The organism is Helicobacter sp. (assembly GCF_029067145.1).
Lineage (GTDB): Bacteria > Campylobacterota > Campylobacteria > Campylobacterales > Helicobacteraceae > Helicobacter_D.
The window spans coordinates 1-11,798 of record NZ_JAIEFA010000062.1 but is presented as its reverse complement, the minus strand read 5'-3'; the positions used below and the strand labels follow the sequence as shown (position 1 = coordinate 11,798).

General features: G+C 37.2%; 9 protein-coding genes. 8 read left to right on the top strand and 1 reads right to left on the bottom strand.

The genetic code is table 11. The features are described 5' to 3' along the window. Positions 1-537: 537 nt before the first annotated feature. Both K2N75_RS06340 and dapE read left to right on the top strand, forming a co-directional pair. Positions 538-2,880: a hypothetical protein gene (locus K2N75_RS06340; RefSeq protein ID WP_300120176.1), complete on the top strand. Its 2,343-nt coding sequence runs from the start codon at positions 538-540 to the stop codon at positions 2,878-2,880. Positions 2,881-3,272: 392 nt separating this feature from the next. Further along, a complete protein-coding gene (gene dapE, locus K2N75_RS06335) occupies positions 3,273-4,553 on the top strand; it encodes a succinyl-diaminopimelate desuccinylase (protein WP_297681291.1) in 1,281 nt (426 codons plus the stop codon). Positions 4,554-4,705: 152 nt separating this feature from the next. Here the strand turns inward: dapE and K2N75_RS06330 are convergent, their stop codons facing one another. Beyond that, positions 4,706-5,470 (bottom strand): M48 family metalloprotease, encoded by a 765-nt coding sequence (locus tag K2N75_RS06330; protein WP_297681290.1) that lies wholly within the window; start codon positions 5,468-5,470, stop codon positions 4,706-4,708. Between the two features lie 190 nt (positions 5,471-5,660). Here K2N75_RS06330 and K2N75_RS06325 point away from each other — a divergent pair, with 190 nt between their 5' ends. From K2N75_RS06325 to K2N75_RS09215, 6 genes are all read left to right on the top strand, one after another. Then, positions 5,661-7,658 carry a nitrate- and nitrite sensing domain-containing protein gene (locus K2N75_RS06325; protein ID WP_297681288.1) on the top strand — a complete coding sequence of 666 codons (1,998 nt, stop codon included), beginning with the start codon at positions 5,661-5,663 and terminating at the stop codon, positions 7,656-7,658. 60 nt (positions 7,659-7,718) lie between these two features. Then, positions 7,719-8,201, top strand: a complete 483-nt coding sequence (locus tag K2N75_RS06320; protein ID WP_297681294.1) for a YqhA family protein — start codon at positions 7,719-7,721, stop codon at positions 8,199-8,201. 9 nt (positions 8,202-8,210) lie between these two features. Then, the gene (lolA, locus tag K2N75_RS06315; protein ID WP_297681286.1) at positions 8,211-8,774 is read left to right on the top strand and encodes a LolA-like outer membrane lipoprotein chaperone; all 564 of its coding nucleotides are present in this window, start codon (positions 8,211-8,213) and stop codon (positions 8,772-8,774) included. Between the two features lie 115 nt (positions 8,775-8,889). Beyond that, complete coding sequence (locus K2N75_RS06310) at positions 8,890-10,173, top strand: citrate synthase (protein ID WP_297681284.1); 1,284 nt, start codon at positions 8,890-8,892, stop codon at positions 10,171-10,173. Positions 10,174-10,253: 80 nt separating this feature from the next. Further along, positions 10,254-11,606 carry a class II 3-deoxy-7-phosphoheptulonate synthase gene (locus K2N75_RS06305; protein ID WP_297681282.1) on the top strand — a complete coding sequence of 451 codons (1,353 nt, stop codon included), beginning with the start codon at positions 10,254-10,256 and terminating at the stop codon, positions 11,604-11,606. 32 nt (positions 11,607-11,638) lie between these two features. Next, the coding region (locus K2N75_RS09215) for a lipopolysaccharide core heptose(II) kinase RfaY (RefSeq protein WP_363318435.1) at positions 11,639-11,798 on the top strand (160 nt) is incomplete at its 3' end.

Here is an 11,798-nt window from a genome sequence, read left to right as displayed (position 1 = left end):
CATTTACATGATTTAAATAGCCAATCCTTTCAATCCAATATTTGCGACCAATCCAAAGTCTCTAATTTCCCACAATATTTAAAGTTATCTACCATTTGTGCAATGATTGTTTTTTCTTCTTCTGCATATGCTTACACTTGCAATGGAAATCAATGCACCATAGGAACAGAATCTAGAGTTACTATAAACTCTTCTAACACACCTTCTAATGCAAACGTTGAAATTCAACCAGGAGCAACGGTAACAGGAACGGCAGGAGAAGGAACAGTAACGATAAATCGAAATACTACAATAAATGAAGTTGTGAATAAAGGGACAATTCAAGGAGGAAGGCGAGGAATCAGTGTAGACAATGCTACTATTAACACAATTGACAATCAAGGCACAATTTCAACAAATGGAGATGATGGGATTTCAAATAGAAATCGATCCAATATTGGAACGATTAATAATCAAAATAATGCAACAATAAGTGCAAGATGGGCTATTCATAACAGTAGTGGTAACACGATTACTACAATTAATAATAGTGGAAAGATGACAGGAACAAGTAACGGAATTGATAATTATGGCACAATCACCACTCTTACCAATAATGGTACAATCGGTGAGGGCAACAAAGGAATCCTCAATGGGGGCACGATTACTACAATTAATAATAGTGGAGAGATAAAAGGAACAAGTAGTGGAATTGATAATTCTGGCACAATTACCACTTTGAATAATAACAATGGTGGCATTATTAATAGTATCTCTAACCAAAGAACCATTACTAATCTCTCTAACTCGGGTGAGATTACAAGGATTGACAACAACAATAATAGGGGATACATTAATAATTTCACTAACGAAACGAGTGGTAAGATAGAAACTCTCACCAACCAAGGCACGATAGATAATTTTGAAAATAAGGGTAAAATAGAGAGAGTGGAATCTACAAATGGGACGATTAACAATCGAATAACCAACACAGGCACAATTAGTGATATTATGTTGCGAGTTGCCAATCAAATCATAAATAGTGGCACAATTTCTTCTCTTGATGTAGATTCCATTCAAAATGGAATTACTAATAGTGGAAATATTAATGCTCTAACTGCAGAATCTATTAATAATGGAGTTACCAATCAAGGCACAATCCAAACGCTTACTTCCACAAGTGCGATTTCTGGAGGAATCACAAATAGTGGCACAATTGGGAATCTCAATAACAACCAAGGCACGATAGATACTCTCACTAACTCTGGTGCAATCTCCAACCTTACCAATGGTGGCACGATTACTCAGACACTTACCAACTCTGGCACAATCTCTCATCTAACCAACACAGGCACACTTGCTGGTGGAATCGTAAATCAGAATGGTGGCACAATGATATTAGCTTCCACAGGGAACATTGGTTTGACAAATGACGATTTGCATATTAAAAATGAGAATAATACCCTAAAAGCCATTACGATTGAAAATGTTTCTCCCACACGCTTTAATAAACTAAAAGTTGATGCAGGGGTAAAGGGTGGAATCTTTATCAAACAAATCACTGCTCAAGTTGAAAGAGAGGGGCTTACACTAGAAGATTTAATTGAGGAACAAGGCGTTAGCTTTGGTAGTAATTGCCAAAATGAAAATTGTATCATAGGGCTAGATGAAAACGGCAATGAAAGTGAGTTTAGTGTTTTTGTTAGAAATTCAAGTGTAATTTTAAATGATTTTTATGCTAAAAGAGGACAAGCAGCAAGCCTTACGCTTGATACCTCCGCCCTCTCTGGCTCTAAAGTCTCTCAATCTCTTATCACCAATAGCCGATTAAGAGATATTAGAATTAATTCTATTCTTAAAGAATTTAGCATTAAAAACTTTCAAACGAATTTTGAAAATTCCAAAGAATCTAATCTTGAATCTTTGGAATCTTATAATCTTGGCAAGTCAGAAAAATATGCTTCACTCACTCAAGATATGATTCTTTCAGAGAATGCAGAATCTACTGCGCAAATTTGGAGCGATGAAGATTTGCTTAGAGAATTAGATGATATATTTATTGCTAATAAAAGTGGAGGGGAATATTATACTTTTATTGCACCTTATTTCTCTTATGATTCTTCTGATATAGGAGGTGGAGATATAAAAGGGCACACAAGAGGATTTCTTGCTGGAATCCAAACTCCTTTAAAGAATGATGCAGGAATAGTAGGGGGCTTTTTTGGATATGAAAGAGCAGATAAAGGTCTTAGTAGTCCTTCTTTCAATGGGGGTTTAGATATTAATGATACTTCGTTTCTTATGGGAGTTTCTTATTATAATGTCTTGCATAGAAAAGGATTGGTGGAGTATTATCTATCAGGAAATGCAAAATTAGGTAGAAGTCAATACAAAATCAATAGAGGTTATGAGAGGGGAGAGGCAAAAGCAAAGCCAAAAAGCATAGGTTATGGTATGGAATCCAAAGTGGGAGCAAATATTTATAATATCTATGATAACTCCGTGCTTTCTCCAGAGATTGGACTAGCTTATCAAGGGACTAGTATGGAGAATTACACGCTAAATTATGGAAGCATCAAAGAACATTATTATTCTGAAGATGCAAACTTTGTAGATGTAATTACTGCTCTAAGATGGCAAAGGGCAGCAAACCCAACGGTCAAATATAATGTTTCCTTAGGAGCTTATTGGAATCTTTATGAAGACGGAAAAGTCAGAGGAATTGCTGCTGGATTCCCTTTAAATGAAGAAGTGAGAAGTTCGGATTATTTTGCTTTTACTAATGTGGGAATCACTTATAATATTCTAGAAAATATGGAATTATCCTTAAACTATAATGGAATCTTAGGAGACAAAACTCAATCCCATACAGGCTATGTGAGATTGGGAATATGGTGGTAAGGAATGTTAGGAGCAAAAGCCACTCACTCTATCAAATCTCCACTTTGAAATAAAACACTCCCCCCTATAGCCATTAAAAGAGGAGGGGGAAAGAGTGATTATGAACACTTTTTCTAATGATTTGATTTGTAGAGTTTGCGGAGCGGTATAGGCATATCAAATAGAGACTATCAAGTCTGAGTAAATATCTTAAAAGTCATCAAGACAAGAAGTTGGCTTACTCGCAAGATTTATATTTCTAAAGATAAAAGAGGAAGCTTTGCCTGCGCAGGATTCTATTATTTTCTCAATTTAAGCTTCTTTAAATTTGGTTTTGTTTATGATAAAAACATTCTACTCATCTATAATAAAGTATTCTATAAGAATTAAAATAAATTTAATTAAGGATTCCAATGCAACCCAAAGTAAAAGGACAAACCAATAGCATAGAGGTTTTAAAGCAGCTCATCACTTATCCAACTATCACGCCGCGAGAATGTGGAATCTATGCGTATATTAGAGAGATTTTACACGATTTTGAAGCATTAGAGTTTAACAAAGAGGGTGTGAAAAATCTTTTTCTTTACAAGGATTTGAATGCGTGCAATGCGGAATCGCGAAGGGTGGATTCTAACGATTCTAACGCGGAATTACAGGGTGCAAAAACGCATTTATGCTTTGCGGGGCATATTGATGTCGTGCCACCGGGCGAGGGTTGGGCGAGTGAGCCTTTTAATCCTACGATAAAGGAGGGATTCCTCTATGGCAGGGGCGCGCAAGATATGAAAGCAGGGGTAGCGGCTTTTGTCTGTGCGATTCGGGAGTTTGTGGATTGTTTAGAATCGCAAAACTTGCAAACTTCCACAAAAGGCGCAAATGTGGAATCCCAAAGGGCGCAAGATTCTAGCGATTCCACAAGATTACAAGGATTGAGTGGAATCGTCTCTGTGCTTCTCACAAGTGATGAGGAGGGCGCGGCAATTTTTGGCACAAAATATACTTTAGAATGCTTAAAAGAACGTGATTTGTTGCCTGATTTTGCGATTGTTGCCGAGCCTACGAGCGTGGAGAGGTTTGGCGATATGATAAAAGTCGGGAGGCGCGGTTCTATCAATGGAATCTTAAAAATCTTTGGCAAGCAAGGGCACGTTGCCTATCCCAAGAAGTGCGTAAATCCTGTGGAGATTCTTGCGCCTTATCTTCCACAAATCGCAGGATATGAGCTAGACAAAGGAAGTGCGGAGTTTGAGCCAAGCAAGCTTGTGATTACAGACATTCGCGGGGGGTTGGAAGTCGTGAATGTTACGCCACAAGATTTAAAGATAATGTTTAATGTGCGCAATTCTACGCAGACGAGTTTAGAGGATTTGCGCCGATATTTAGAAAACTTGCTTGCCAAGATTCCGCATTCTTTAGAGTTAAACCAAAGCTCTAAGCCTTTTTTAACAGACAAGCAAAGCTTGATTGTGCAAAGAATTGCAAAAGTGCTAGACTCCCAAAATGGTTTTGCTCCAGAGCTTAGCACGAGTGGAGGCACAAGCGACGCGCGGTATTTTGCGGAATATGGAGTGAGTGTAGTGGAATGTGGCGTGTGCAACGATAGCATTCACTCCATTAACGAGTGTGTGCGTTTGAGTGAAGTAGAATCGCTCCAGAATGTTTTTTTGACTTTGTTGGCGCAATGGAATCGCTAAAGAAATGGCTGTGGATTTGCAAGTGTGGGTGAGTTGCTTTCGCAACGCACGCCACGAATGCTACACATTCTCGCAATGACGCGTAGTAGATTTTTATTTTATGTAAAATTATAGCCACAGCCCTAAAGGGCTTCGTAAGGACGCATACAGAGCTATTTATTTTGTTCTTGCTGTGCAAGCAATTTTTCAATCTCTGCGATTCGTTTAGAATCGTTTGGGTGGGTGGAGAGGAAGTCAGAGGAGCTTTTCTCGCCATTCTCTGACATTTTTTGCCAAAAGCTAATAGCGGCTTTGGGATTGTAACCTGCTTTTTGCATTAAAAGAATGCCTGCTTTATCTGCTTCTAGTTCGTGAGAACGACTAAAGGGCAACATTACGCCCACATTACTTCCTATGCTGTAAGCTTGATTGAAAAGATTGCTATATTCAGGTACTGCAGAACCCACGATAATCCCTAATAATCCTCCCCCGATTTGTTGAAGCGTCTGCATACTCATTCGTTCTGCTCCGTGTCGCAGAATCGTGTGGGCAATCTCGTGAGACAATACGACAGCAAGTTCATCATCACTTGCGACAAGGGGCATTAATCCTGTATAAACAAACACCTTACCTCCGGGCAAACAAAAGGCATTAACTTGCTCGTCCTCTAAAAGATAAAATTCCCAAACAAAATCCGGACGCTCCGCGACATCTGCGATTCTTTGTCCTACGCGCTGAATCATTTGTGCTTGTTTTTGGTTATTGCTGACTTTGGATTGTTGTAAAACTTGTTTTGCGCTTTGTTCTCCTAATGCGATTTCTTCTTGGCTATTCAAAAGCATTAATTGCGAACGATTTGTAAGAGCAGTAGAAGAGCAGGCGCTAAAAGACATACAAGCCATCAAAGCAATGAAACTGCACAATAAATGTTTTCTCATAAATTCTCCTTCGTGCAATTTGTGAAATATTGAAATATATTGTATAAAAATTCTGCTAAAATTAAATAAAGAGACTCAATATTTGATTTAAATCGGATTTATTTTTGAGAAAAAATTGTAGAATTACTCTTAAAATCAAATAATTAAAAAACAGAATTTGATTGTCAAGCTTGCAAAATAAGGAGAAATAATGTTTATTTTGAATAATCTAAAAGTCGGGGTTAAATTAATTTGCTTGATGTTAATTCCTCTAATTACTCTGATTGCTTTTTCGCTTGTTTTAGTCAGCGAAAGGTATCAAGTTGCGCAGGAATCTGTGCTGCTAAAGCACGGCGTAACGCTAGCAACTAAGATTTCTCTTGTGATTCACGAATTGCAAAAAGAGCGCGGAACTTCGGCTGGATTTTTGGGTTCAAAAGGTAACGACTTCAAAGAGGCTTTACAAAATCAACGCAAATTAAGCGACGAAAAAATCAAAGAATTGCACGATTTTTTGCAAGAGTTTAATTTGCAAACTTATCCAAAAAATATTCAAGATTCTTTAAAAATTTCTCTTGATAGAATTGGGCAAATCAATGGGATTCGGCAGGGAGTGGATTCTTTAAATGTTAAAGTGGGAGATATTTTGGGTTATTATACCGGCACGATTGCCTCTAATATTCAATCTATTGTGGAGATTATCAATATCAGCACGAATGACCAAATTACAAGGAATCTTGTTGCTTATGTGAATTTTTTGAATGCCAAAGAAAATGCAGGACAAGAACGTGCCGTGCTTTCAAATACTTTTGGAGCGGATAAGTTTGCAGCAGGCATTTATAATCGTTTCATTGCTTTAACGATTGCGCAAAATATTTTCTTAGAGGATTTTAAACGTTATGCAAGTAACGAAGATTATCAATATTATCTCAAGATGACTGAAGACAAGAGTTTTTCGGAAGTGGAAAGAATGCGAAAAATTGCAATGGAACATTTTATAGATGGGGGATTTGGAGTCAAAGCAACTTATTGGTTTGGCACTATTACACAGAAAATTAATCTATTAAAAAATGTTGAAGATAGATTGGCAAAAGGTTTGATAGAACAAATTGCAAAGATTGAAAAAGCAAATTTTTTCAGCTTTTGGTTTATGCTTAGTATTGCAAGCATTGTGGTCATCATTACTTTGGCAGTAGGTTATTTGATTGCGCATAGTATTACCTTTAGGATTCGTTTAATGCGAAAATATCTGGTTGAATTGAAGAATACAAAAGACATCAGCAAAAAATTTGTGGTTGCAAAAAGTTCTGATGAAATAGGCGTAATCCAACAAGCAATGAATGATTTTCTTGAGGCGATTCGGCAAATTTTCTTACAATTAGCTCCCCAAAGTAAAGAAAACTTGCAAACTTCCAAGAATTTGCTTGATAGTGCTCAAGAAGTTTCAGGACGCACACAAGAAGGGTTTGAGTTGTCTAATCGGACAGAAATAACAGGCAAAGAAGTAGGAAAAAAGCTAGAGGATAATATCCAAAAAACAAATGCAACGATGCAAGATGTGCTTGCAGCAAAAAAGGAATTGGATAATGCTTCTAATATCATTGCAGATTTTACCCAAAACATTGCACAAGACGCACAGGTGCAAGAGGATTTGGTGCATAGCGTTTCCTTGTTGGATAAGGAAGCACAAAACATTAAAGGGATTCTAGGGGCAATTGATGATATTGCTTCACAAACGAATCTTTTGGCTTTGAATGCTGCTATTGAAGCAGCGCGCGCGGGAGAACACGGAAGAGGATTCGCTGTCGTGGCTGATGAAGTGCGACAACTTGCAGAAAGAACACAAAAGTCTTTAAATGAGATTGATGCAATCATTAACACAATCGTGCAGTCTATCAGCGGAGTAAGTAGTCAAATTACACAAAATGCAAAAAGCTTTTATCATATTGTAGAGGAATCCCAAACGATTCAAGAAACCATTTCCTCTGTGGTAGAAAAAATCCAAATCATCAGCACTCTAGCACAAGAAACGATTGACAGCTCTTCAGTGCTAAGTAAGGATACGGAAATGCTTTTAGAAAACAATAAAACGCTTAATCAAAACCTACAAGGAATCGCAAGCGAGATGAATAGAATCTCATCAGTTTCTAATGAGCTAGAAAGCCGAGCGGTAGAAATGGAGAATAAAATTAATGAGTTTAGATTCTAAAAGTTTGGTATAATTTGCATTTTTTTAAGGATTCGCTTGAAAGATATTTTTGAAAAATTAATGTGGAATGCACGGCTTTTCATTATTTTAGCCGTCCTTTTGTCTCTAGTTGGTTCTATTTTGTTGTTTATCGTTGCGAGTGTGGATATACTCAAAGCTGCAAAGCAAACTTATCTGTATTATATTGGTTCATTGGGGGCAGACGCGGATATTCATCATCTTTTGTTAAATGTAATTATTATGGCAGTGGATTTGTATTTGATTGCAGTGGTGTTATTGATTTTTTCCTTTGGACTTTATGAATTGTTTATTGCAAAGATTCAAATTAAAGATGAAAAGGATTCCAAAGTGTTAGAAATCCACACATTAGACCAGCTAAAAGATAAGCTTGCAAAAGTTATTGTAATGGCTTTGATTGTAGCGTTTTTCTCTAAAGTGCTGAATATGGGAATGAAAAATACGCAAGATATGTTATTTTTTGCGATTTCTATTTTGGCGCTTGCAGTGGGATTGTATTTTCTGCACAAAGATTCTAAGCATTAAAGGCATTGAATGTGTAAATTGTTTCAATTTTGCCTTGAGATTCTATTTAAAAGCGGAATCGCAATGCTGTTTTTTGCGACTTTTGTCAATGCGCAATCCTTAAAAGAAATCCAATCTTTTAGCGCGGATTTTACACAAACTTTGTATTCCTTTGAAGAGAATGCACAAAATCAAATTGTCTATAAAGGCAAAATTCAAGCACTTGCACCTTCAAGCGTGCGGTGGAGTTATACTAGCCCGATTCCTAAAGAGATTTTTATCCAAGAGGGCACAATGATTATCTATGAGCCGAAGTTAAAACAGGCAATTTTTACGCGGCTGCAAGAAAATATGAATTTGCTTTATTTACTGCAAAATGCGCAAAAAATTACAGAAAATCACTACGAGGCGGTGATTTTGAAGCAAAAATATGATTTACATTTGGAAAATGGAATCCCAAAACAAATTAGTTTCAAGGATTCTTTAAACAATAAAATTGAAATTTTATTTGAGAATATTAAAGTCAATCCCGCAATAGAATCTCATATTTTTGACTTTCAACCAAAGAGTGAAATAGATATTATCTATAATTAAAAATGTGTAAAAAAATAGCAGATTTTAAAATTTTTGCAAAAATTTAAATTTTTTTTACACTTTTTAAAAAAAGTTCGTTAAAATAAATAAAATTTGATTTTTTAAGGAGTTATGTATGGGAACAATTACATTAATCAACAATGAAACAGGTGAAAAGTTTGATTTTGACCTTATTAACTGCACACGCGGTCCTAAGGCAGTAGATTTTAGCAAATTATTTGAACGCGCGAATATTTTTTCTTATGACCCCGGATATGGTTCAACCGCAGGTTGCGAATCTACAATTAGCTATATAGATGGCAAAAATGGGCAGTTACTTTACAAAGGAATCCCGGTTGAAGAGATTGTTGAAAAATATAAATTTACAGATGTGGCAAAATTGCTTATCACAGGGGAAGCTCCAAAGAATGAACAAGAATCCAAAGAATTTGATTTAGAGTTGCGCCATAGAGCCTTTTTGCACGAGGGTTTGATTAATATTTTTAGTGCGTTTCCTGATGGAGGACACCCTATGGCAAACCTAAGTTCTGCGGTTGCAGCACTCTCTACTTTTCATTTTGACCACAAGGAAATGGACGATGAGGAAGATTATCAAACAATGGCGCGCAGAATCATTGCAAAAATCACAACTTTGGTTGCTTTTTCTTATCGTAATTCTATTGGCGCACCTTTGATTTATCCCGATGTAAGTCGTAGCTATGTAGAGAATTTCCTCTATATGTTGCGTGCGTATCCGGGAGGAAGACTGAAATATACCCTAAAAGGAGAGGAAGAAATCTCTGCGCTTGAGGTAGAAGCGTTGGATAAAATCTTTACCCTCCACGCAGACCACGGACAAAATGCTTCCACAACAACGGTGCGTAATGTCGCTTCCACAGGCGTACATCCTTATGCAGCAATTTCTGCTGGAATCAATGCACTTTGGGGACCTGCACACGGCGGAGCAAATGAGAAAGTTTTGGTGCAGTTAGAGCAAATCGGCGATGTAAAAAATGTAGATAAGTTTGTTGCAAAAGCAAAGGATAAAAGCGACCCCTTTAGATTAATGGGATTTGGACATCGTGTTTATAAGAGCTACGACCCCCGTGCAAAAGCTATTAAGGCTTTAAAAGATGAGCTAAACAAAAAAGGCATTACAATGAATGCGCGTTTAAGTGAAATTGCAGAGAAACTAGAAGAAGTCGCTTTGAATGACGATTATTTCAAAGAAAGAAATCTTTATCCTAATGTGGATTTTTATAGTGGAATCATTTTAACCGCATTAAAGATTCCTGTGCAGCTTTTTACTCCGATGTTTGTGATTGGTAGAATGCCAGGTTGGTGTGCGCAAGTGATGGAACATATTAAAAATCCACACGCTAGAATCACACGTCCAAGACAAGTTTATCTAGGCAAATAGGATTCGGTAAGGGTTGTTTTATTTTTTGTTGGGTAGAATTGCCAATTTATTTTTAATTTTAAATGTATTTAGGAAAATCAATGCAAAATACAAATTGGAATCCAAAGAGTTGGAGAGACAAAACTGCCCTTCAACAGCCCGTTTATAAAGACTTAAATGCGCTAGAAGCCGTTGAAAAAGAACTTAGCAAATATCCTCCTTTGGTTTTTGCAGGTGAGGCAAGAACTCTTAAAGCTCGTTTGGCAAAAGTTTCCAAAGGTGAAGCGTTTTTGCTTCAAGGGGGCGATTGCGCAGAGAGTTTTGCAGATTTTAATGCGATTCGGATTCGGGATTTATTTAAAGTCATCTTGCAAATGGCTGTTGTGCTAACCTATGCTGGAGCTTGTCCAATTGTAAAGGTTGGGAGATTGGCAGGACAATTTGCCAAGCCGCGTTCAAGTGATATAGAGACTTCTAATGGCATCACATTGCCTAGTTATCGTGGGGATATTATCAATGGAATTGCGTTTGATAGCACAGCAAGAGAAGCAGACCCTAAACGAATCTTGCAGGCATATAATCAATCCGCTGCCACGCTTAATTTGATTCGCGCCTTTGCACAAGGAGGTTTGGCAGATTTAAATCAAGTGCAAAAATGGAATCTTAATTTCGTCAATAGTGCGCAAAGCGAACGATTTCAAAATATGGCAAATAAAATTACGCAAGCCTTAGCATTTATGGAGGCTTGCGGAATCACTGCGCAAAACACCCCCACTCTTCACGAAACAGAGTTTTTTACTTCGCACGAAGCCTTATTGCTAAATTATGAGGAGGCTTTGACGCGAAAGGACCATTTAACAAATAAATGGTATGATTGTTCAGCTCATATGCTGTGGATTGGTGAGCGGACAAGGAATCTTGATGGCGCACATTTGGAATTTTTACGCGGTGTAGAAAATCCATTGGGTGTGAAAATCGGACCTCAAGCGAGCAGGGAAGATATTTTGGGTATTTGTGAGATTCTAAATCCTCAAAATGAAGCAGGACGTTTAAATTTCATCATTCGTATGGGTGCAGAAGTCATCAAGGATAAATTACCAAAACTATTGGAATCTATTAAAGAAGAGGGGCGAGAAATTGTTTGGAGCATTGACCCAATGCACGGCAACACTATCAAGGCTAGCAGCGGTTATAAGACACGTTCTTTTGATAGTATTTTAGACGAAATGAAAGCATTTTTTGAGATACATAGAAGCATTGGCACTTACGCTGGAGGCGTGCATTTGGAAATGACAGGAGAAGATGTTACAGAATGTGTAGGTGGTATGCAAGCAATTACAGAAGAAAATTTAGGTTGTAACTATAACACGCAATGCGACCCGCGTCTTAATGCAAGTCAAGCAGTAGAGCTTTCATTTTTGATTGCCGATATTCTAAAGAAGCGTAGGGTGTAGGACTACGATAATATTTCAAAGCCATTATAGCAATGATTTTTAGCAAGACAATTAGCGGTTACCAAGTTTATCTTAAAGAGAACAAAGCAATTTATGAAAATATCTTTAAAGATTATTTAAACGATCGCTTAAAGATTATCCAAGTTTTTAAAAATACTAAAGAATCGCAGGTATTTTTGATTGCTTCTAGCG